Source organism: Streptococcus bouchesdurhonensis, assembly GCF_948472335.1.
In genome coordinates this window covers 1-19,946 of record NZ_CAOKTW010000003.1, presented here as the reverse complement: position 1 = coordinate 19,946, position 19,946 = coordinate 1, and the positions used below count along the sequence as shown (strand labels likewise).

Below are 19,946 nucleotides of genomic sequence, written 5' to 3'. Positions count from 1 at the left end.
TATGCTTAGAATGGCAATTTTCCAGCGAAAGCACCCAGTTTTTTCTTGGTAGTTTCATCGATTTGTTCAAGAGCAGAGTTGATGGCTTGAACAGTCATATCTGAAAGAGTTTCAAGGTCTTCAGGGTCAACGACAGCTGGATTAAAGTCAATGCTGACAACTTTTTTGTCACCAGTTAAGGTCGCTTGGACAAGGTCTTGAGCAGATTTGCCAACAAATTGCATAGCAGCAAGTTCTGCTTGGCTTTGTTCCATCTGTTTTTGAAGTTTTTGTGCTTGGCGCATCATATTTTGCATGTTCATCATGGTGATTTTCAGTTTCCTTTTATCTTATTTTCTTTTTTATTTTATCAATTTTGGGGTTAAAAGTCTAATCTTTTTCTGAGAGAATATAAGAATTGTGCTTGGGGTAACTTCTCAAAGTAACTTCCACTTGGCTAGCCGAAGTGGAAATTAGTCTAAAACGGATTTTTATGGTGGAATTAAGTGTGAGACGTTTGAGTTAGAAATGAGGTCTACTATGACAAAACATAAACACCTTACCCTTTCAGACCGTAATGATATCCAATTAGACTTAGAGCGCGGTGAAACCTTCAAATCTATCGGGCAACTTATTCTAAAAGACCCGTCTACTGTTTCTAAAGAAGTCAAACGAAATAAACAAATTAGAGACTCCACTTCTAACAACCTTCCTTGCCCTCTACTCGATAAAGCTCCCTTTGTCTGTAATGATTGCCACGATATGAAATTGTTCAAAATGAGTCGCAGAAATATCGGACAAGCTGGTAAAGTCTTTGCTGACAGTGGTTATCAAGGACTCATGAAGATGTATTCACAAGCGCAAACTCCGAGGAAATCAAGCAAACTTAAGCCACTAACTCTTGAAGATAAATCCTATAATCATATGCTATCTAAAGAGAGAATCAAGGTTGAGAATATTTTTGCCAAAGTAAAAACGTTTAAAATGTTTTCAACAACCTATCGAAATCAACGTAAACGCTTTGGATTACGAATGAATTTTATTGCTGGAATTATCAACTGTGAACTAGAATTCTAGTTTCGCAGGAAGTCTAATAAAAAACTTTGTACTCTGGAAACCATTGTGTGGCTATCGAGAGTACAAAGTTTTTTTGAGTTTGAAACATGAAAACAGCAGTTGATTTCAAGAAAGAAAAAAGAACAGCCGAAGCTGTCTTTTTATCATTATTTGAGACCGTATTTTTTGTTGAAACGATCCACGCGTCCATCTGCTTGAGTGAACTTTTGACGTCCAGTGTAGAATGGGTGTGAGTCTGATGAAATTTCCACACGGATCAATGGGTAAGTTTCGCCTTCGAACTCAACTGTTTCGTTAGAGCGTTTTGTTGAACCGCTAAGGAATTGGTAACCAGTAGTTGTGTCCATGAAGACAACTGGGCGATATTCTGGATGGATATCTTTTTTCATTTTGCAATATTTCCTTTCTGCCATGGTCTCTTTGCGAGCCATAGATTGTTACCATACTAGTCTATCAGATTCTGAAAAGTTTGGCAAGTATTTTATCAGTTTTTAAGCAAGTTTTTTAACTTTTGGTAGATGATTTCGTTTTCCTCTAGGCTATAGGAATTGGCGCCACTTGCTAGGGGGTGGCCTCCGCCATGATGTTCCTTGGCAATTTCATTGATAGGATGAATTTTACTGCGTAAGCGAACACGGTAGTGACCATCAGCCTGCTCCACAAAAATTCCCCAGAGACTTACACTGTCAATGCGTCCAGGTGCACCGACAATGGCTGCAGTTTCAGCATCGGTAACATTGAATTGTTTCAAGACTTCTTGATTCAGGATGACGCGAGCTGCACCATTTTCATCCACTTCCAGATGGTCGTAGATGTAGCCTTGAAGTTTAGCAATTTTGTAGCTCATAGTGTCCATTTTGCGAGTGAGAGCTGCAAAGTCAAAGTTCTGTTCTCTCAGAGAGGCAGCCAGGCGGAGGGTGCGTGCAGTGGTAGAAGGGTAGAGGAAACGACCTGTATCACCAACAATTCCTGCAAAAAGTAGCTCAGCAGCTCGATCTGACAAGGCCAGTTGGCTTGTTTCTGCAAATAGGGTAATCATCTCGCTAGCACTGCTTGAACTTGTATCCACCCAAGATAGGTCACCGTATACATCATCATTTGGATGGTGGTCAATCTTAATGAGAAAATCACCTTGACTATAGCGTTTATCATCAATACGAGCAGTATTGGCCGTATCACAGACGATGACAAGGGCGCCTTGGTAGGCACTATCTTCAACAAGATCCATTTCAGCCATCCAAGTGAGAGTTGGTTCATCAAAACCAACAGATTTAATGGTTTTTTCTGGGAAATGATGTTCCAGCAAGGCTTTCAATCCCACCTGACTTCCCAAGGCATCAGGGTCTGGTTTCATATGACGGTGAATGATAATCGTGTCGTATTCTTTAATTTTTTCTAAAATTTGATGGCAAATGTCCATAAATAACCTCAATTCTTTCTCATTTCATTGTAGCACAAGAATTTTTATTTTTAAAATGAAAAAGATGTGATATAATGGAGAAAGATAAATTGAGGAGGACGATATGGCATTAGCAAAAATTGTATTTGCCAGTATGACCGGTAATACCGAAGAAATTGCAGATATTGTAGCAGACAAATTACGTGACTTGGGCTTGGATGTTGATGTTGATGAATGTACAACTGTTGACGCTTCAGACTTCTTGGAAGCAGACATCGCTATCGTTGCGACCTATACTTATGGTGATGGAGAATTGCCAGATGAGATGATGGACTTCTACGAAGACCTTGCAGACCTAAACTTGAATGGTAAAATCTACGGAGTGGTTGGTTCAGGAGATACCTTCTACGATGAATTCTGTAAGGCTGTTGATGACTTTGACCGTGTCTTTGTGTCAACAGGGGCAGAAAAAGGTTCAGAGTGTGTTAAAGTTGACCTTTCTGCCGAGGAAGAAGATATCGAACGCTTGGAACAATTCGCAGAAGAATTGGCTGCTAAAGTAGGATAAGCATAAAAGTGCGCTGATGCAATCAATCAGTGCATTTTTCTTATCGTGAGTTGGGATTTTACTAGCCTATTTGGTGGCTTTTTGATACAATAATTCAAATAAAGGAGGAGACTGTATGGATTTAGATATTATTCGTCAAGAAATTGATCAAATCGACGACCAAATTGTCAAACTGTTGGAAGAACGAATGCATTTGGTTGAGGGGGTAGTTGCCTATAAGAAAGCTTCAGGTAAGCCGATTTTAGATACTAAGAGAGAAGAAGTTATTTTTGAAAAGGTTAGAAGTCGTGTAGAGGACAAGCGCTATCAGGAAACTATTGTCGCGACTTTTTCTGACATACTCAAACGTTCGCGTGATTATCAGGATCAAAATATCAAATGAAAAAAGAACAATTTTATCCGCTAGGAATTTTTCTAGCTGCCATGGTGGGTGGACTTGTCCGCTATCTTGTTTCCACTTGGTTACCAGCCAGTCCAGATTTTCCTTGGGGAACTCTCTTTGTTAACTATCTGGGCATTTTCTGCTTGGTTTATCTTGTCAAGGGCTATCTGGTCTATAAGGGGACTAGTAAGAGCTTGGTTTTAGCACTGGGAACGGGTTTTTGTGGAGGTTTAACAACCTTTTCGAGTCTAATGCTTGATGCTGTGAAACTGCTTGATACAGGGCGTTACATTAGTTTGATTCTGTATTTGCTTTTGAGTATCGGTGGAGGCCTACTTTTGGCCTATTGTCTAGGGAGGAAGAAATGGTAATCGTCTATCTTGTAATTGCTTGTGGCTTAGGAGCGCTCGTACGGTATTTCTTTTCCCGCTATAATCAAGCTTCTAAATTGCCACTCGGAACGCTCATAGCCAATCTTCTAGGTTGTTTTTTGATTGGATTATTCTACAATCATGTGGAGTCTAAGGAAGTCTATGCTATGCTAGCAACTGGTTTTTGTGGAGGTTTGACAACTTTTTCGACCTTGAATGACGAACTTCAAAGACTGTTAAGTGATAAGAAGGTATTTTATAGCTACCTAGCCTTAACCTACCTAGGTGGTTTAATAGCGATTTTTTTAGGAATTCTGCTATAAATTTCTTTACTTTTTTGTGGAAATTTGGTAAACTGTATCTTGTGTGTAATGGACGCACAAAAATACAGTTTATCCGCTGAGGAAGATTCCTCAAGATTGACAAAGATAGGAGAATAAAATGAATCCATTAATCCAAAGCTTGACTGAAGGTCAACTTCGTACAGATATCCCATCATTCCGTCCTGGTGACACTGTTCGTGTACACGCGAAAGTTGTCGAAGGTAACCGTGAACGTATCCAGATTTTTGAAGGTGTTGTTATCGCACGTAAAGGTGCTGGTATCTCAGAAAACTACACAGTTCGTAAAATCTCTAACGGTGTAGGTGTTGAGCGTATCTTCCCAATCCACACTCCACGTGTTGAAAAAATCGAAGTTGTTCGTTACGGTAAAGTACGTCGTGCGAAATTGTACTACTTGCGTGCTCTTCAAGGTAAAGCAGCTCGTATCAAAGAAATCCGTCGTTAATTCGACTAAAAAACTCTGCTTCTTCAGCAGAGTTTTTATCTAGCTCCCTTAGTTCAATGGATATAACAACTCCCTCCTAAGGAGTAGTTGCTGGTTCGATTCCGGCAGGGGGCATTAATTAGACATTAAAAACCGCTCAGCTGAGCGGTTTTCGTCTATTCATACCCTTTTACAGTACCCATGTACGGATGGCATGGGCAACGCCGGATTCATCGTTAGATTTAGTTATGTATTTGGCGATTTTTTTGATTTCTGGATTTCCATTTTCCATGACAACTGGATTGCCAACGACTTCCAGCATGGCACGGTCGTTTTCTTCGTCACCGATAGCCATGGTTTGATCTTTGGTCAATCCGAGTTTTTCAGCTAAGTGAGTAATGGCTGAACCCTTGTCCACATTCTTTTTAAGGAGTTCGAGGTAGAAAGGAGCAGACTTGTTGATGGAGTAGCGTTCGTAAAATTCCGCTGGTATCTTTTCAATTGCAGCATCGAGAATTTCTGGTTCATCGATAAACATACACTTGACGATTTCCTTGCCAGCCATTTCTTCAGGTGTGCGGTAAAAGATAGGCATGCTGACGAGGGTTGATTCGTGCACTGTGTATTTTCCGATATTGCGATTGGCAGTGTAGATACCGTCCTTGGTAATGGCATGCATGTGGACACCGAGCTTGCGGCTGAGGAATTCCATATCCAGATAATCCTCATAAGTCAAGGATTCACTGATAATCTCATGATCTGTAGCAGTTTCTTGGACAAGGGCACCATTGAAGGTCACGACATAGTCACCCTCGTCTCTCAACTGCAAGTCGTCCAGAAGTTTGGCAACACCTGCGATAGGGCGGCCAGTTGCAATCACGACTTTAACACCAGCTTCTTTGGCATCTTGGATGGCAGAAAAGACTTCAGGAGTGATTTCCTTTTGGCTGTTGACTAGGGTTCCGTCAATATCGACGGCAATTAGTTTAATACTCATAAATTTCCTCTTCTAGTTTTTATTTGGGGTAAAATGATCGTTCTCAATCAAGTGTAAAAATTGCTGGGTAATGCTTGCGAAGATACTGTTTTGGTCTAACATTTCTTTTGGGAAATAAAAGCGATTATCTCCATGGCGACTGCCAGCAAGGGATTGGACGATAGGAGACAAGCTAGAGAGTTCTGCCAGTTCTCCATTTTTTTGTAAAATCTCAATCTGTGTTCGCGGATTTTCAGATTCGGGACGATAAATATCATAAGGGAGGTCAAAGTTCTTATGAATAGCAGTATAGTAGTCGGGATCAAAGCCGATGTCCTCAACTAATTTTCTCATGCTAGTGAGTTGGTCTTGGTCCTCTTGTGAAAAGGTAATGGATTTAAAGACCTTGCGGTTGACAAAGCGTTGCGATAAGTCAGCTAGAATCTTGTCAGGACTGGTCATCCAGAGCTGGAAGTAGGTATTCATCACACCATCATCCAGAGCCAGATAGTCAGATAAGGTCACATTTTTTTTAAAGAAAGGCAGGAGGTGTGGAGAAGTTCGTGCAAAGAAGTCCTTATCTTCTGGATAAAGTTCCTTGGCGCGTTTGAGGAGATTCTGCAGGAGAACTTCCATGGCCCGTGTTGCTGGGTGGAAATAGACCTGCATATACATCTGGTAGCGACTGAGGACGTAGTCTTCGATGGCGTGCATGCCATTGCGCTGAAAGGCGATACCATTTTCGACAGGACGAATGACTCGAAGAATCCGAGTCAGGTCAAATTCTCCATAAGATGCTCCTGTAAAATAGGAGTCGCGCAAGAGATAGTCCATGCGGTCTGCATCAATCTGACTAGAAATGAGTTGCACGACCTGCTTGTTAGGATAGGTATGGTCTATGACACTGGCTACCTTTTCTGGAAAATCTGGCGCTACTTGTAGTAGGACTTGGTGAATCTCCGTTTCAGGACTTTGGATAATCTCCTGAGTAATAGCTTCGTGGTCTGTATCAAAGAGATGTTCAAAAGTATGGGAGTAGGCACCATGTCCGAGGTCATGAAGGAGTGCAGCGGTCATGGTCAAGAGAGACTCAGCAGGATTCCATTCTTCAGGATATTTTTCTTCAAAAATCTCTGTGATACGTCGTGCAATTTCATAGACTCCTAGACAGTGAGAGAAGCGACTGTGTTCTCCACCGTGGAAGGTATAACTGGAAGTTCCCAGTTGCTTGATTCGACGCAAACGCTGAAATTCTTTTGTATTAATCAAGTCATAGATGATTTGATTATTGACATGGATGTAGTTGTGAACTGGGTCACGGAATACTTTTTCGTTCATATGACCATTATAGCAAAATCCTGCTCTTTTTGGTAAAATAGTAGGACAAGAGACAAGAAAGAGGACTTGATGTGAAGATTCGGATGCGAAATAGGATTCAGTTTGATGAGCAGTTGGAAGTGATTGACCAACTCTATGATGTGGAAGTGCATGAAAAAGGAGATTATAGCTACCTGCTTTTCTATAATGAGGAAAAGGAAAAAGTGGTTATTAAATTTCATGGTCAAGAACTGGTGATGAGCCGATTTTCTAATCCCAAGACCATTATGCGCTTTTTAAAGGATAGTGATAGTTTAGCCTATATTCCCACACCTACGGGCATGCAGGAGTTTATCATCCAAACGAGCCATTATCAAGTTGATGGGCAAAAGATTGAACTAGATTATCAACTACAAAATCAAGAGGGACATCCCTTTGCCAGCTATCAATTGGAAATTACTTGGTGCTAGTCTCTTGTTTTTTTCAAATTTTTGCTAGCTATCTTCTCGGATTAGCCTGCTAATGTGGTAGATTAGGCTATTTTTTGGTATAATAAAAGTTATGGAAATTGAAAAAACCAATCGTATGAATGCGCTCTTTGAATTTTATGCAGCGCTTTTGACAGACAAGCAAATGAACTACATAGAGCTCTACTACGCTGATGATTATAGCCTTGCTGAGATTGCCGAGGAGTTTGGTGTCAGTCGTCAGGCTGTCTATGACAATATCAAGCGAACAGAAAAGATTCTGGAAGATTATGAGATGAAATTGCACATGTACTCGGACTACATTGTCCGCAGTCAGATTTTTGACCAGATATTGGAGCGTTATCCCAAGGATGACTTTCTGCAGGAGCAGATAGAAATTTTAACAAGCATTGATAATCGGGAGTAATCATGGGCAGTCTAGTTATTTATCAAGGAATACCTTGCGAACTATTAGCAGCAGAGAAACCATTTCCTACTCGACTACAGATTATCTCGCCCAATGATAACTCCAAAGCCATGCAAATAGGTTTTAGCTGTTGGGGATATCCAAATGAAATCATGAAAGAAGTCACACCCGAAGAACTAGAGTGTTTGCAACATTTCGGACGATTTCCACTGAATTGAAAAAATAGGAGAAAATAATGGCATTTGAAAGTTTAACAGAACGTTTACAGAACGTCTTTAAAAATCTACGTAAAAAAGGAAAAATCTCTGAATCTGATGTCCAAGAGGCAACCAAAGAAATTCGCTTGGCCTTGCTTGAGGCCGACGTTGCCTTGCCTGTTGTAAAGGACTTTATCAAGAAAGTTCGTGAGCGTGCAGTCGGGCATGAGGTCATTGATACCCTTAATCCTGCGCAACAAATTATTAAAATCGTTGATGAGGAACTGACAACCGTTTTGGGTTCTGATACGGCTGAGATTATCAAGTCACCTAAGATTCCTACAATCATCATGATGGTCGGTTTGCAAGGGGCTGGTAAAACAACCTTTGCAGGTAAATTGGCTAACAAACTCAAGAAAGAAGAAAATGCCCGTCCTTTGATGATTGCGGCGGATATTTACCGTCCTGCGGCTATTGACCAGTTGAAAACTCTGGGTCAACAGATTGATGTGCCTGTCTTTGCACTTGGAACCGAAGTACCAGCTGTTGAGATTGTACGTCAAGGTTTGGAGCAAGCCCAAGCCAATCACAACGATTATGTCTTGATTGATACGGCAGGTCGTTTGCAGATTGATGAGCTTTTGATGAATGAACTTCGTGACGTGAAAGCACTAGCTCAACCAAACGAAATTCTGCTTGTCGTTGATGCCATGATTGGTCAAGAAGCAGCCAATGTTGCGCGTGAGTTCAATGCTCAGTTGGAAGTGACTGGGGTCATCCTTACCAAAATTGATGGCGATACTCGTGGTGGTGCTGCTCTATCTGTTCGTCACATTACTGGAAAACCAATCAAGTTCACTGGTACAGGTGAAAAGATTACGGACATTGAAACCTTCCACCCAGATCGCATGTCTAGCCGTATCCTTGGTATGGGGGATATGCTCACTTTGATTGAGAAAGCTTCTCAGGAATACGATGAGCAAAAAGCCCTTGAAATGGCTGAGAAGATGCGTGAAAACACCTTTGATTTCAATGATTTCATTGATCAGTTGGATCAGGTGCAAAACATGGGGCCGATGGAAGACTTGCTCAAGATGATTCCAGGTATGGCCAATAATCCAGCCCTTCAAAACATGAAGGTGGATGAACGCCAGATTGCTCGCAAACGTGCCATTGTGTCTTCAATGACACCTGAAGAACGTGAAAATCCAGATTTGTTAAATCCAAGCCGTCGTCGTCGTATTGCCGCAGGTTCTGGAAATACTTTTGTAGAAGTCAATAAATTTATCAAAGACTTTAACCAGGCTAAACAACTCATGCAAGGGGTTATGTCTGGAGATATGAACAAAATGATGAAGCAAATGGGAATCAATCCAAATAACCTTCCTAAAAATATGCCAAATATGGGAGGAATGGATATGTCTGCCCTTGAAGGAATGATGGGACAAGGCGGAATGCCTGACCTGTCAGCTCTCGGAGGAGCAGGAATGCCAGATATGAGTCAGATGTTTGGTGGCGGACTCAAAGGTAAAATTGGTGAATTTGCTATGAAACAGTCCATGAAACGAATGGCTAACAAAATGAAAAAAGCGAAGAAGAAACGCAAGTAAGACAAAGGAAGGCCGCAGGGCTTTCCTTTTTTAGAAAGAAGAAAAATGAGCACTTCCGTAATTGGAAATGCTCGTTTTTTGATGTGTTTAGACTTTTAGTCTTTATTTTCGTATGGTAAGATCAAGTTCAAGATGATTCCTGTCATAGCTGATAGGGCAGTTCCTGAAAGGGTAACTGGACCGAGTTTAAGGATAGCTCCTCCAAGTCCAAGGACCAACATAGCACTTGCGATGATGAGGTTACGCATTTGAGCGAAATCCACACGTTCTTTGATCAAGACTTTCAAACCATTACTTGCGATAACTCCGTAGAGAAGGATTGACATACCACCAAGTACAGCATTTGGAATGGTTGAAATCAAGGCAGTGAATTTACCAAGGAAGCTAAGGGCAATCGCGATGAAGGCAGCGTTACGGATAACTGAGACAGAAGCGATACGAGTCATACCGATAACCCCTGTATTTTCTCCATAAGTTGTATTAGCTGGTCCACCAAGGAAGGCAGAAACTGAAGTTGCGATACCGTCACCAAGAAGAGTACGGTGAAGACCTGGTTCTTTCAAGAATTGACGGCCACAGATTTGACCCAAAACAGTATGGTCTCCGATATGTTCAGAAATTGTTACGATAGCGATTGGCAAGATAGCGATGGTTTCTGGGCCAAAGTAAAGATTGTATTCTTTAAAGGCACCACCTGTGCTAAATGGCAAGTAGAAACCAGGAATTTCAAACCAGTTAGCTTTAAGAACTGGTGTAAAGTCAACCAAGCCAAGGGTTAGTGCGAAGAGGTAACCACCGATAATGGCAAAGAGGAATGGAATGATTCGTAGGAAGCCTTTTCCTTTTGTATTGATAAAGGCAGCAATCAAGAAAGTAACAACTGCTACAAGAGCATTTTTCCAATTCCCGTCAGCTACAAGACCAGCGTTAGTGACTGCTGAACCTGCAAGTCCAAGACCGATAACGATGATCATAGGTCCGATGATGATTGGTGGCAAGAGTTTATCAATCCATTTTGTACCTGCAAAACGAACACCAGCAGCCACAAGGACATAGACCAAACCAGTCAAGATAACCCCTGTTTGAGCAGCAGACACATCACCACCCATTTCTTTCATAGCAAGCGACATTGCTGTGATAAAGGCAAAAGAAGAACCTAGATAAACTGGAACTTTAAATCCAGTTGAAATCATATAGATGAGTGTCCCGACACCTGAAGCAAAAAGGGCAACAGATACAGGCATTCCCAAAATCAAGGGTACCAAGATGGTCGCACCGAACATGGCGAAAACGTGTTGGAAACTAAGGAGAATTCCTTTTCCAGCCGAAGGACGTTGGTCAACGTCTAGTAACAAATCAACAGTTGATTCTTGTTTCATATAAACCTCACTTTTGGGCATCAAAAAAGAGCCCATTATTTTACAGCAATAGGCCCTCAGAGTAAGACTTCTCTAAAATCTAGACTTTAAAGAGTTTCAAGTATTTCTGCGTCTTCGTCACCTCACGGGATGACATTAAAAACCTTTGCTTGTGATAGTATAGCAGAAATTCCGAACTTTGTAAACATTTTTTACTAAAAAATTTAAAGCGGGCGTTTGTTGGGCATGCCAGCCTTTCTTGGATATTTATTTGGTGTTTCTTTTTTCTTTTCTACCACTGTGATGTAACGTGGATCTCCATTTGGTAGGGCGTAGCTGAGATTGTCTTCTACTTTACTAAAAAGGAGGTTGAGGGCATTCTTAGCTTCTAATAATTCCTCAGGAGCATTGCTAGCCTTGAGTGCCAATAGTTTTCCGCCAACTTTAAGGTAGGGAATAGTTAATTCAGATAGGACTTGCATACGGGCAACCGCACGAGCCGTTACAAAATCATACTGAGCACGGAAGTTTTTGTCTTGGGCAAAATCTTCGGCACGTCCATGGTAGAAATGAACATCGTCTAAATCCAGTTCCTGAGCCAAAAGTTTGAGGAAGTTGATGCGCTTGTTGAGAGAATCAATGATAGTTACATTTAGCTGAGGATAGAGGATTTTCATAGGTAGACTAGGAAATCCTGCCCCGGCTCCAATATCAAGAAGTTTGATAGTTTCATTTGAAATTAAGCCTTGCAGAATGGGTGCAATCGAATCGTAAAAGTGTTTCAGATAGACTTCTTCCTTATCTGTAATAGCCGTCAAATTAATCTTCTCATTCCACTCGACCAAGAGTTCAAAATAGCGTTCAAATTGTTTTTTTTGCTGGTCCGAAAGTGAAAGATTTTGCTCGGCAAGCAAGTTGTAAAATGTTTCTGGTTTCATAGTTTTTTCCTTCTTTAGTATCATCTTATTTTACCACAATCATTAAAAATTTGATATACTGGTACTAATCTAAAAGCAGAAAGGACTTATATAATGACTTGGATTATTCTTGGAGTTTTAGCTCTTATTGTTATTTTTGTGATTGTTAGCTATAACGGTTTGGTTAAGAATCGTATGCAAACCAAGGAGGCTTGGAGCCAGATTGATGTTCAGTTGAAACGTCGAAATGACCTCTTGCCAAACTTGATTGAAACTGTAAAAGGTTATGCAAAATATGAAGGTTCTACCCTTGAAAAGGTGGCAGAACTACGTAACCAAGTGGCGGCAGCGACTTCACCAGCAGAAGCTATGAAAGCTAGTGATGCCCTTACTCGTCAGGTTTCAGGTATTTTTGCAGTTGCAGAAAGCTATCCAGATTTGAAAGCTAGTGCAAACTTTGTTAAATTGCAAGAGGAGTTGACAAACACAGAAAATAAAATTTCTTACTCTCGTCAACTCTACAACAGTGTTGTCAGCAACTACAATGTAAAATTAGAAACTTTCCCAAGCAATATTATCGCTGGAATGTTTGGATTTAAAGCAGCAGATTTCCTTCAAACACCAGAAGAGGAAAAGGCAGTTCCTAAAGTTGATTTTAGCGGTTTAGGTGACTAAGATGTTGTTTGATCAAATTGCAAGCAATAAACGAAGAACCTGGATTTTGTTGCTGGTATTTTTCCTACTCTTAGCTCTGGTTGGCTATGCAGTTGGTTACCTCTTCATGCGATCTGGGCTTGGTGGTTTGGTTATCGCACTGATTATCGGCTTTATCTATGCCTTGTCCATGATTTTTCAATCGACAGAGATCGTCATGTCCATGAATGGGGCGCGTGAGGTGGATGAGCAAACGGCACCAGACCTCTACCATGTAGTGGAAGATATGGCTATGGTGGCTCAGATTCCTATGCCTCGTATTTTCATCATTGATGATCCAGCCTTAAATGCCTTTGCGACAGGTTCTAACCCTCAAAATGCGGCGGTTGCTGCGACGTCAGGTCTCCTAGCTATCATGAATCGTGAAGAACTAGAAGCTGTTATGGGACATGAAGTCAGTCATATTCGTAATTACGATATCCGCATTTCGACTATTGCTGTTGCCCTTGCTAGTGCTATCACCATGCTTTCTAGTATGGCAGGTCGTATGATGTGGTGGGGTGGATCAGGTCGCAGACGAAGTGACGATGACCGAGATGGAAATGGTCTTGAAATCATTATGCTAGTGGTTTCACTACTAGCTATTGTACTGGCACCTCTCGCTGCAACTTTGGTACAACTAGCTATTTCTCGTCAGAGGGAATTCCTAGCTGATGCTTCTAGTGTCGAGTTGACGCGCAATCCTCAAGGGATGATTAATGCTCTACGTAAGTTGGATAATAGTAAACCGATGAGTCGTCCTGTCGATGATGCCAGCAGTGCACTTTATATCAATGATCCCAAGAAAGGGGGAGGGTTCCAAAAACTCTTTTATACCCACCCACCTATCTCAGAACGGATTGAACGTTTAAAACATATGTAAAAAGAATCCAGAGTTCGTCTCTGGATTTTTACTATGTTGAAAATTTATAAATCTTCTAAATTAACTATCTCCAAACCGTGTTCTGTTATGCGATAGATGATCGAGCAAACTTCTTTTAAGAAACGACGGTCATGCGAAACAGTGATGAGACCACCCGGATAGGTTGCAAAGAGTTTTCTGATTTGGGGTTGAGAAGTGGGAGAAAAGTTTCGTGTGGGTTCATCCAGAAGGAGAAAGTTTGGCTTGCGCAGGACTAAATCCAAAAGCAGGAGTTTACCCTGTTGCCCACCAGATAAGGAGCGAATTTGGTGCTGCATTTCTGGATAACTGAAATTGAGACTGGCTAAGTGAGATTGGATTTTCTGTAGTTCCTCTTTTTCACCAGTTTTGCTGAGGTAGGCTATTGGTGATAAATCCAATTGCAGTTTTTTGTGGTAATCTTGTGGCATAAAACCAAGCGAAATTTCTCTTTTGGCGCTAAGCAGTTGTTGAAACTTGGCTAGCAGAGTCGATTTTCCAATACCATTTGGGCCAATGATACCGATTTTTTCTTGGCCACGGACAGTTAGTTGTAGTTTTTGAACCAAAACTCGGTCGCCAATGGACAAATTTTCTTTTTCCAATTGGATTAAGACTTTAGAAGCCGGTAATGGTTGGATGTCTGAGAAGAAAAGTCTGATTTCTTCCTCTTCAAGTGGTTTTTTGGTCATGGACTGAGCTGTCTTTTCAAAGCGTTTTTCTTGAGAGAGGACATTTTTCATCTTTTTAGCCAATAGGCGACCGGCAGTACTGTCTTTGGTAGCTCGAAGGGCAGTTTCTACATTTTGCTTGACTCGGCGATGCTTTTCCATGGTTTTATCGTAGGCTCTTTGGTCGTTAGCAGCTTGCTGGCTTTGTTTGGTAAAATTAGCCTTTCTCTGGTCGCTATAGCTATCATAGTCTAAATGCTCTACTAGCGTTTCTGCTTCTTTACGGTGCTTGACCAGTCGCAAGTGAACAATAGTGTCTGCCGTTTGAGAAAGAAAGTCTTCATCATGGGAAATGAAAATAACGGTTTGCCTCATCTTCTGTATCTGTCTTTTTAGCCAATCAACCGTCTCAAGGTCTAGGTCATTTGAAGGTTCATCTAGAAATAGAATCTCAAAGGGTTTGGCTAACTCATGGATGAGCTGAATTTTCAAAGCTTCGCCCCCTGATAGACTGCCAATCTCTTGGTTGCTAGCGAAGCGATCGCCATCAAAATGCAATTCCTCAGCCAAACGATAGAGGATACTGTAGTCTAAATCAAGAGAATCTAAAAAGAAGTAGTCGTGTAGACTTTTCTTTTTCAGCTCATCGGGAAGTTTTTGAGGAATATAGGCAAGTGACTGATAGTCAGACTGGATGTCTCCCTTGATAGTGAAATCAGACAAAGCTTCCCCCATTAAAGCTCGTAGCAAGGTTGATTTGCCATTTCCTTCTTCGCCAATAATAGCTATCTTTTCCCCGTCTTGGATGGTCATGTTTAAGTCTGAGACAAGGTCTCGTAAATCTTTGTTTTGTGTGATGGTCAGGTGATTGATTTTTATCATATGATTGCCCTTTCTAGAATGTCGATAGTGCATAACAAAAAGCTCTACTTTATCTAGTAGAGCCCAAAGTCACTGTCAAAACTCTATTATCCTCGTTGAAAAGCTCGTCAAACTAGCTTAGGATTGCCTAATCCAACTCAAGAGGAGTAGATGGTTAGCCTTCTAGTTTTTTGATTTTCAATGAGGATAAGATACTAGAAAATCTAGTATGAAAAGAGCACACAAAAAGAGACAAAAACAAGATCTACTAAATAAAGTTTCTTTATTTGATAGACTTAGTTGTTCATGTCTCCCTTACCTCCGAGTATTAGTATCTTTATCCTATACCTTTAAGGAAATTTTGTCAACAGAAAACTGACAATTCTAATCTCTAAAATCCGAAAACAGGTCCATAGAGAGTCAGTACGTGTTTGATATGCTCGTAATGGAATTTATCATAGTTTCGCCAAGCAGTGCGTGCTTGATCATTCAGTTTTAGGCTACCAAGACCAATCAGAAGACTGGTACGTTGGTAAAATTTCTCAAGGTCGATTAAAATACTGTTGTCCAACTTTTCCGCTTTTTTGAGCTCTTGCAGAGTAGTGTTTAGCAGCTCTTGCAGTCGAATATCATCTGCCCTACCCTGTTTGCAGCTTTGGAAACTTTTATTTAACTCGGATAGGAGTTGGGTTGCATTAGTAATGAGTTCTTTGTCTTTCATGTGAGCATCCTCCTTGCTCTGATGTATTATTGCCTATAGTATGGCACTAAAAAATGTCATAGTAAACATGTTAAAAAATCGAATGTTAATTAAAAAGTTTGGTGGGCTGATTTGTAGGCTTTTCATGGTATAATCAAGAGAGTAAATCTTTATGGAGGAAGTATGAAATTAAATATTCAAGAAATTCGTAAGCAGTCTGAAGGCTTGCATTTTGAACAAACGTTAGACCTAGCTGCAGACCTGCGTGCACGCAATCAAGAAATTTTAGATGTAAAAGATATCCTTGCAGTTGGGAAAGTACAGTATGAAGACCGTATGTATTTCTTAGATTATCAACTATCTTATACCATTGTTCTTGCTTCAAGTCGCAGTATGGAGCCAGTTGAGTTAGTTGAATCTTATCCAGTAACGGAAGTTTTCATGGAAGGGGCAACTAATCTGCTAGATCAAGAAGTTTTAGATGATGATTTGGTCCTGCCTATCGAAAATGGAGAACTTAATCTTGCTGAGAGCGTGTCAGACAATATCCTACTAAACATTCCTATCAAGGTCTTGACGGCTGAAGAAGAAGCGGGTCAAGGATTTGTTTCAGGAAATGACTGGCAAATCATGACAGAAGAAGAATACCAAGCTCAACAAGCCGTTAAGAAAGAAGAAAACAGTCCTTTTGCTGGCTTACAAGGACTATTTGACGGAGACGAATAATGGTCTTGTCAAAAAAACGCGCACGAAAGGTGCTAGAAGAAATCATTGCTCTTTTTCCAGATGCCAAGCCCAGTCTTGATTTCACCAATCATTTTGAACTTTTGGTTGCGGTCATGTTGTCAGCCCAGACAACGGATGCAGCGGTAAATAAGGCCACTCCAGGTCTCTTTGCTGCCTTTCCAACGCCACAAGCCATGTCTGTTGCAACAGAAAGTGAAATTGCCTCACACATTTCTCGCCTAGGACTGTATCGAAATAAGGCTAAATTCCTTAAAAAATGTGCCCAACAGTTACTAGACGATTTTGACGGTCAAGTTCCTCAGACACGTGAAGAATTAGAAAGTCTAGCAGGTGTTGGTCGCAAGACAGCCAATGTTGTCATGAGTGTAGGATTCGGGATTCCAGCCTTTGCAGTGGATACCCATGTGGAGCGTATTTGTAAGCACCACGATATTGTCAAAAAATCAGCGACACCACTTGAGGTGGAAAAACGGGTTATGGATATCTTGCCACCGAAGCAGTGGTTAGCTGCCCATCAGGCCATGATTTATTTTGGAAGAGCCATTTGCCATCCTAAAAATCCAGAGTGTGACCAGTACCCACAATTATATGATTTTAGCAATTTATAAGATGGGGTTTCAAAAGTTTTTGCTTGATTTTAGGCTCGCTTTGTGCTATAGTATTTGATAACTAAATATTCCTTTAAACCTGTCCCGTGAGGCAGGCAAGGAGAACGATTAAGTAGTAGGGTGAAGTCTATACTGTTTGCAGTAGGGCTTGCTTGGCTATACATTTCAAGTCTCCTTGTTTAAGGAGACTTTTCTTTTTGGAGGTTTGTCATGAAGGCAAAAGAAGTTGTAGACGAATTGACCGTCAAACGAGCGATTACGCGTATTACTTATGAGATTATCGAACGCAACAAAGATTTGAATAAAATCGTCTTGGCTGGTATTAAAACTCGTGGTGTCTTTATCGCCCACCGTATCCAAGAACGTTTGGAGCAGCTAGAAAATCTTTCAGTTCCTGTTGTGGAATTGGATACTAAACCTTTCCGTGATGATGTTAAAAGTGGAGAAGATACTTCTTTGGTTTCTGTCGATGTGACAGACCGCGAAGTTATCTTGGTGGATGATGTGCTCTATACAGGTCGAACCATCCGTGCTGCTATTGATAATATTGTAGGTCATGGTCGTCCTGCGCGCGTGAGTTTAGCAGTTCTAGTCGATCGTGGACATAGAGAATTGCCAATCCGTCCAGATTACGTTGGAAAAAATATTCCAACTAGTCGTTCTGAAGAAATCATCGTAGAGATGACAGAACTTGATGGCCAAGACAGAGTTCTGATTACTGAAGAAGCTTAGAAAGCTAAAGGAGTAGCCATGTCAGAAAATCAACAAGCATTGAACCATGTGGTGTCCATGGAAGACCTCACTGTCGATCAAGTCATGAAATTGATCAAGCGAGGAATTGAGTTTAAAAACGGAGCTCAGCTTCCTTATGAAGACCATCCGATTGTTTCCAATCTTTTCTTTGAGGATTCTACACGGACGCATAAGTCCTTTGAAGTTGCAGAGATTAGACTGGGATTGGAGCGACTTGACTTTGATGTGAAGACTAGTTCGGTCAATAAGGGTGAAACACTTTATGATACTATCCTGACCCTATCTGCACTAGGAGTGGATGTCTGTGTGATTCGCCACCCAGAGGTTGACTACTACAGAGAGTTGATTGCTAGTCCCACGATTACGACTTCCATCATCAATGGTGGAGATGGTTCGGGCCAACACCCTAGCCAGAGCTTGCTTGATTTGATGACTATTTATGAGGAATTTGGTCACTTTGAGGGTCTTAAGGTTGCTATTGCAGGTGACTTGGACCACTCACGCGTTGCCAAATCCAATATGCAGATTTTGAAACGCTTGGGAGCTGAACTGTTCTTTGCAGGACCTGAGGAATGGAGAAGTCAAGAGTTTGCAGACTATGGGCAGTTTGTAACTATTGATGAAATTATTGATCAGGTGGATGTCATGATGTTTCTCCGTGTGCAACATGAACGCCATGATAGTGGAGCTGTCTTTTCAAAAGAAGACTACCATGCCCAACATGGCTTGACTCAAGAACGTTATGACCGTTTGAAAGAAACAGCAATCCTTATGCACCCAGCCCCAGTCAACCGTGATGTAGAAATCGCAGACCACTTGGTTGAAGCACCAAAATCACGGATTGTCCAACAAATGACCAATGGTGTCTTTGTTCGAATGGCAATCTTAGAATCCGTACTGGCGAGTAGAAACGCCAACTAAAACACAAGACGTTAAAAGACGCCAGTGAGCGTCCACGAGAGGTGAAAATATGACAAAAAGACTTCTAGTATTAGAAGATGGCACAGTTTTTGAAGGCAAGGCCTTCGGAGCAGATATTGATGTAACAGGCGAAATCGTCTTTAATACAGGTATGACCGGCTACCAAGAATCCATTACAGACCAGTCTTATAATGGACAAATCTTGACCTTTACTTATCCTTTGGTGGGAAATTATGGAATTAATCGTGATGATTACGAATCCATCATTCCAACTTGTAAAGGAGTCGTTGTTTTTGAAGAAGCACGAAGAGCAAGCAACTGGCGCAACCAAATGACCTTGGATGAATTTTTGAAAGCTAAGAAAATTCCAGGTATTTCAGGGATTGATACGCGTGCACTCACCAAGATTATCCGTAAGCATGGTACCATGCGTGCAACCTTGACCCATGTTGGGGACAGCATGGACCATGTGACGGACCAGCTCCAAGCAACAGTCTTGCCGACAGACAATATCAAGCAGGTTTCTACTAAAACATCCTATCCAGCTCCAGGAGTTGGTTTGAGTGTTGTCTTAGTGGACTTTGGTCTTAAGCACTCAATCCTACGTGAACTTTCTAAACGCAACTGTAACGTGACGGTTGTTCCGTATTCAACAACGGCGGAAGAAATTCTCCATCTCAATCCTGACGGAGTTATGTTGTCAAACGGTCCAGGTAACCCAGAAGATGTTCCACAGGCACTGGATATGATTCGTGGTGTGCAAGGGAAAATTCCAATCTTTGGTATTTGTATGGGGCACCAACTCTTTGCAATGGCAAACGGTGCTAAGACCTACAAGATGAAATTTGGTCACCGTGGATTTAACCATGCGGTACGTGAAATTGCAACAGGACGAGTAGACTTCACCAGCCAGAACCATGGTTATGCAGTTAGTCGTGAAGATTTGCCAGAACACTTGATTATCACCCACGAAGAAATCAATGACAAGTCAGTTGAAGGTGTGCGTCACAGATACCAACCTGCTTTCTCTGTTCAATACCACCCAGACGCAGCCCCTGGTCCACACGACGCAAGCTACCTATTCGACGAGTTTATCGAGATGATGGAAGCTTTTAAACAATCAAACTAAGAACGAGTAAAAGCTCGTCGAAGAATTTATTTAATGGCAACCTGAGAGTTGCCGAATAGAAAGGAGAAGATACATTGTTCGCGGAAGTGAACACGCCCTAAGAACTGTGTGAAAAAGATAAACATCGTCTTGACGCTGAAGGCGTCTGC

The 19,946-nt window shown here is 41.3% G+C and carries 26 protein-coding genes and 1 tRNA gene; 18 read left to right on the top strand and 9 right to left on the bottom strand.

All coding sequences use genetic code 11. The annotated features are described in order from the left end of the window. Positions 1-5: 5 nt before the first annotated feature. The gene (locus QMQ21_RS05615) at positions 6-305 is read right to left on the bottom strand and encodes a YbaB/EbfC family nucleoid-associated protein (protein WP_000981526.1); all 300 of its coding nucleotides are present in this window, start codon (positions 303-305) and stop codon (positions 6-8) included. 214 nt (positions 306-519) lie between these two features. Between QMQ21_RS05615 and QMQ21_RS19440 the strand changes: the two genes are divergently transcribed. Then, on the top strand, positions 520-1,056 hold the full coding sequence (locus tag QMQ21_RS19440) for a helix-turn-helix domain-containing protein (protein ID WP_080977774.1): 537 nt from the start codon (positions 520-522) through the stop codon (positions 1,054-1,056). A gap of 146 nt (positions 1,057-1,202) precedes the next feature. Here QMQ21_RS19440 and QMQ21_RS05600 read toward each other — a convergent pair whose 3' ends face one another. Together QMQ21_RS05600 and QMQ21_RS05595 are read right to left on the bottom strand one after the other, a co-directional pair. Further along, positions 1,203-1,445, bottom strand: coding sequence for a type B 50S ribosomal protein L31 (locus QMQ21_RS05600; protein WP_000710764.1), 243 nt, complete (start codon positions 1,443-1,445; stop codon positions 1,203-1,205). Positions 1,446-1,540: 95 nt separating this feature from the next. After that, entirely contained in the window at positions 1,541-2,476 is a 936-nt protein-coding gene (locus QMQ21_RS05595) for a DHH family phosphoesterase (RefSeq protein WP_049516590.1), read from the bottom strand. Positions 2,477-2,579: 103 nt separating this feature from the next. On the opposite strand from QMQ21_RS05595, the gene QMQ21_RS05590 reads away from it, so the two are divergent. The 6 genes from QMQ21_RS05590 (at position 2,580) to QMQ21_RS05565 (ending at position 4,679) form a co-directional block, all read left to right on the top strand. After that, positions 2,580-3,023 carry a flavodoxin gene (locus QMQ21_RS05590; RefSeq protein WP_001162128.1) on the top strand — a complete coding sequence of 148 codons (444 nt, stop codon included), beginning with the start codon at positions 2,580-2,582 and terminating at the stop codon, positions 3,021-3,023. Positions 3,024-3,138: 115 nt separating this feature from the next. Further along, positions 3,139-3,405, top strand: coding sequence for a chorismate mutase (locus QMQ21_RS05585; RefSeq protein ID WP_000362440.1), 267 nt, complete (start codon positions 3,139-3,141; stop codon positions 3,403-3,405). Then, positions 3,402-3,776: a fluoride efflux transporter CrcB gene (crcB, locus tag QMQ21_RS05580; RefSeq protein ID WP_049516593.1), complete on the top strand. Its 375-nt coding sequence runs from the start codon at positions 3,402-3,404 to the stop codon at positions 3,774-3,776. The genes QMQ21_RS05585 and crcB (QMQ21_RS05580) overlap by 4 nt, the downstream gene beginning before the upstream one ends. Further along, entirely contained in the window at positions 3,770-4,099 is a 330-nt protein-coding gene (crcB, locus tag QMQ21_RS05575) for a fluoride efflux transporter CrcB (protein WP_049516595.1), read from the top strand. The genes crcB (QMQ21_RS05580) and crcB (QMQ21_RS05575) overlap by 7 nt, the downstream gene beginning before the upstream one ends. A gap of 118 nt (positions 4,100-4,217) precedes the next feature. Further along, positions 4,218-4,565: a 50S ribosomal protein L19 gene (rplS, locus tag QMQ21_RS05570; RefSeq protein WP_001068669.1), complete on the top strand. Its 348-nt coding sequence runs from the start codon at positions 4,218-4,220 to the stop codon at positions 4,563-4,565. Between the two features lie 42 nt (positions 4,566-4,607). Further along, a tRNA-Arg gene (locus tag QMQ21_RS05565) sits at positions 4,608-4,679 on the top strand. 55 nt (positions 4,680-4,734) lie between these two features. On the opposite strand, the gene yidA is transcribed toward QMQ21_RS05565, so the two are convergent. After that, positions 4,735-5,541, bottom strand: coding sequence for a sugar-phosphatase (gene yidA, locus QMQ21_RS05560; protein ID WP_247927908.1), 807 nt, complete (start codon positions 5,539-5,541; stop codon positions 4,735-4,737). A 12-nt stretch (positions 5,542-5,553) separates the two neighbouring features. Further along, positions 5,554-6,858, bottom strand: coding sequence for an HD domain-containing protein (locus tag QMQ21_RS05555; RefSeq protein ID WP_049500401.1), 1,305 nt, complete (start codon positions 6,856-6,858; stop codon positions 5,554-5,556). 71 nt (positions 6,859-6,929) lie between these two features. On the opposite strand from QMQ21_RS05555, the gene QMQ21_RS05550 reads away from it, so the two are divergent. The 4 genes from QMQ21_RS05550 (at position 6,930) to ffh (ending at position 9,538) form a co-directional block, all read left to right on the top strand. Continuing rightward, entirely contained in the window at positions 6,930-7,307 is a 378-nt protein-coding gene (locus QMQ21_RS05550; RefSeq protein ID WP_080673739.1) for a YwiB family protein, read from the top strand. Positions 7,308-7,398: 91 nt separating this feature from the next. Then, a complete protein-coding gene (locus QMQ21_RS05545) occupies positions 7,399-7,731 on the top strand; it encodes a putative DNA-binding protein (protein ID WP_000402066.1) in 333 nt (110 codons plus the stop codon). Between the two features lie 2 nt (positions 7,732-7,733). Next, positions 7,734-7,949 carry a hypothetical protein gene (locus QMQ21_RS05540; RefSeq protein WP_023946923.1) on the top strand — a complete coding sequence of 72 codons (216 nt, stop codon included), beginning with the start codon at positions 7,734-7,736 and terminating at the stop codon, positions 7,947-7,949. 17 nt (positions 7,950-7,966) lie between these two features. Further along, positions 7,967-9,538, top strand: coding sequence for a signal recognition particle protein (gene ffh / locus QMQ21_RS05535; protein ID WP_042751012.1), 1,572 nt, complete (start codon positions 7,967-7,969; stop codon positions 9,536-9,538). Positions 9,539-9,633: 95 nt separating this feature from the next. Here the strand turns inward: ffh and QMQ21_RS05530 are convergent, their stop codons facing one another. Both QMQ21_RS05530 and rsmG read right to left on the bottom strand, forming a co-directional pair. Further along, complete coding sequence (locus QMQ21_RS05530; RefSeq protein ID WP_060628761.1) at positions 9,634-10,917, bottom strand: uracil-xanthine permease family protein; 1,284 nt, start codon at positions 10,915-10,917, stop codon at positions 9,634-9,636. A gap of 203 nt (positions 10,918-11,120) precedes the next feature. Next, entirely contained in the window at positions 11,121-11,834 is a 714-nt protein-coding gene (gene rsmG / locus QMQ21_RS05525) for a 16S rRNA (guanine(527)-N(7))-methyltransferase RsmG (RefSeq protein WP_000801943.1), read from the bottom strand. A 93-nt stretch (positions 11,835-11,927) separates the two neighbouring features. Between rsmG and QMQ21_RS05520 the strand changes: the two genes are divergently transcribed. Further along, positions 11,928-12,488: a LemA family protein gene (locus QMQ21_RS05520; protein ID WP_000219833.1), complete on the top strand. Its 561-nt coding sequence runs from the start codon at positions 11,928-11,930 to the stop codon at positions 12,486-12,488. A gap of 1 nt (position 12,489) precedes the next feature. Beyond that, positions 12,490-13,389 carry a zinc metalloprotease HtpX gene (htpX, locus tag QMQ21_RS05515; RefSeq protein WP_070527794.1) on the top strand — a complete coding sequence of 300 codons (900 nt, stop codon included), beginning with the start codon at positions 12,490-12,492 and terminating at the stop codon, positions 13,387-13,389. A 44-nt stretch (positions 13,390-13,433) separates the two neighbouring features. On the opposite strand, the gene QMQ21_RS05510 is transcribed toward htpX, so the two are convergent. Continuing rightward, complete coding sequence (locus QMQ21_RS05510; protein ID WP_284524105.1) at positions 13,434-14,993, bottom strand: ATP-binding cassette domain-containing protein; 1,560 nt, start codon at positions 14,991-14,993, stop codon at positions 13,434-13,436. 337 nt (positions 14,994-15,330) lie between these two features. Further along, positions 15,331-15,660 carry a hypothetical protein gene (locus QMQ21_RS05505; protein ID WP_000653208.1) on the bottom strand — a complete coding sequence of 110 codons (330 nt, stop codon included), beginning with the start codon at positions 15,658-15,660 and terminating at the stop codon, positions 15,331-15,333. 162 nt (positions 15,661-15,822) lie between these two features. Between QMQ21_RS05505 and QMQ21_RS05500 the strand changes: the two genes are divergently transcribed. From QMQ21_RS05500 to QMQ21_RS05480, 5 genes are all read left to right on the top strand, one after another. Then, entirely contained in the window at positions 15,823-16,365 is a 543-nt protein-coding gene (locus QMQ21_RS05500; RefSeq protein ID WP_070527784.1) for a YceD family protein, read from the top strand. Then, on the top strand, positions 16,365-16,994 hold the full coding sequence (gene nth / locus QMQ21_RS05495) for an endonuclease III (RefSeq protein ID WP_033685177.1): 630 nt from the start codon (positions 16,365-16,367) through the stop codon (positions 16,992-16,994). Before QMQ21_RS05500 ends, nth begins: the two co-directional genes overlap by 1 nt. A gap of 210 nt (positions 16,995-17,204) precedes the next feature. Beyond that, positions 17,205-17,726, top strand: a complete 522-nt coding sequence (gene pyrR, locus QMQ21_RS05490; protein WP_004257972.1) for a bifunctional pyr operon transcriptional regulator/uracil phosphoribosyltransferase PyrR — start codon at positions 17,205-17,207, stop codon at positions 17,724-17,726. An 18-nt stretch (positions 17,727-17,744) separates the two neighbouring features. Continuing rightward, positions 17,745-18,668, top strand: a complete 924-nt coding sequence (locus QMQ21_RS05485) for an aspartate carbamoyltransferase catalytic subunit (protein WP_004257975.1) — start codon at positions 17,745-17,747, stop codon at positions 18,666-18,668. A gap of 49 nt (positions 18,669-18,717) precedes the next feature. Then, complete coding sequence (locus QMQ21_RS05480; protein ID WP_000166853.1) at positions 18,718-19,797, top strand: carbamoyl phosphate synthase small subunit; 1,080 nt, start codon at positions 18,718-18,720, stop codon at positions 19,795-19,797. The last annotated feature ends 149 nt before the right edge of the window (positions 19,798-19,946 follow it).

Bases quoted from the DNA above. Each gene is read 5' to 3' on its own strand.
- QMQ21_RS05615 (WP_000981526.1), bottom strand. From the start codon at position 305: ATGATGAACATGCAAAATATGATGCGCCAAGCACAAAAACTTCAAAAA.
- QMQ21_RS19440 (WP_080977774.1), top strand. From the start codon at position 520: ATGACAAAACATAAACACCTTACCCTTTCAGACCGTAATGATATCCAA.
- QMQ21_RS05600 (WP_000710764.1), bottom strand. From the start codon at position 1,445: ATGAAAAAAGATATCCATCCAGAATATCGCCCAGTTGTCTTCATGGAC.
- QMQ21_RS05595 (WP_049516590.1), bottom strand. From the start codon at position 2,476: ATGGACATTTGCCATCAAATTTTAGAAAAAATTAAAGAATACGACACG.
- QMQ21_RS05590 (WP_001162128.1), top strand. From the start codon at position 2,580: ATGGCATTAGCAAAAATTGTATTTGCCAGTATGACCGGTAATACCGAA.
- QMQ21_RS05585 (WP_000362440.1), top strand. From the start codon at position 3,139: ATGGATTTAGATATTATTCGTCAAGAAATTGATCAAATCGACGACCAA.
- crcB (WP_049516593.1), top strand. From the start codon at position 3,402: ATGAAAAAAGAACAATTTTATCCGCTAGGAATTTTTCTAGCTGCCATG.
- crcB (WP_049516595.1), top strand. From the start codon at position 3,770: ATGGTAATCGTCTATCTTGTAATTGCTTGTGGCTTAGGAGCGCTCGTA.
- rplS (WP_001068669.1), top strand. From the start codon at position 4,218: ATGAATCCATTAATCCAAAGCTTGACTGAAGGTCAACTTCGTACAGAT.
- yidA (WP_247927908.1), bottom strand. From the start codon at position 5,541: ATGAGTATTAAACTAATTGCCGTCGATATTGACGGAACCCTAGTCAAC.
- QMQ21_RS05555 (WP_049500401.1), bottom strand. From the start codon at position 6,858: ATGAACGAAAAAGTATTCCGTGACCCAGTTCACAACTACATCCATGTC.
- QMQ21_RS05545 (WP_000402066.1), top strand. From the start codon at position 7,399: ATGGAAATTGAAAAAACCAATCGTATGAATGCGCTCTTTGAATTTTAT.
- QMQ21_RS05540 (WP_023946923.1), top strand. From the start codon at position 7,734: ATGGGCAGTCTAGTTATTTATCAAGGAATACCTTGCGAACTATTAGCA.
- ffh (WP_042751012.1), top strand. From the start codon at position 7,967: ATGGCATTTGAAAGTTTAACAGAACGTTTACAGAACGTCTTTAAAAAT.
- QMQ21_RS05530 (WP_060628761.1), bottom strand. From the start codon at position 10,917: ATGAAACAAGAATCAACTGTTGATTTGTTACTAGACGTTGACCAACGT.
- rsmG (WP_000801943.1), bottom strand. From the start codon at position 11,834: ATGAAACCAGAAACATTTTACAACTTGCTTGCCGAGCAAAATCTTTCA.
- QMQ21_RS05520 (WP_000219833.1), top strand. From the start codon at position 11,928: ATGACTTGGATTATTCTTGGAGTTTTAGCTCTTATTGTTATTTTTGTG.
- htpX (WP_070527794.1), top strand. From the start codon at position 12,490: ATGTTGTTTGATCAAATTGCAAGCAATAAACGAAGAACCTGGATTTTG.
- QMQ21_RS05510 (WP_284524105.1), bottom strand. From the start codon at position 14,993: ATGCACTATCGACATTCTAGAAAGGGCAATCATATGATAAAAATCAAT.
- QMQ21_RS05505 (WP_000653208.1), bottom strand. From the start codon at position 15,660: ATGAAAGACAAAGAACTCATTACTAATGCAACCCAACTCCTATCCGAG.
- QMQ21_RS05500 (WP_070527784.1), top strand. From the start codon at position 15,823: ATGAAATTAAATATTCAAGAAATTCGTAAGCAGTCTGAAGGCTTGCAT.
- nth (WP_033685177.1), top strand. From the start codon at position 16,365: ATGGTCTTGTCAAAAAAACGCGCACGAAAGGTGCTAGAAGAAATCATT.
- pyrR (WP_004257972.1), top strand. From the start codon at position 17,205: ATGAAGGCAAAAGAAGTTGTAGACGAATTGACCGTCAAACGAGCGATT.
- QMQ21_RS05485 (WP_004257975.1), top strand. From the start codon at position 17,745: ATGTCAGAAAATCAACAAGCATTGAACCATGTGGTGTCCATGGAAGAC.
- QMQ21_RS05480 (WP_000166853.1), top strand. From the start codon at position 18,718: ATGACAAAAAGACTTCTAGTATTAGAAGATGGCACAGTTTTTGAAGGC.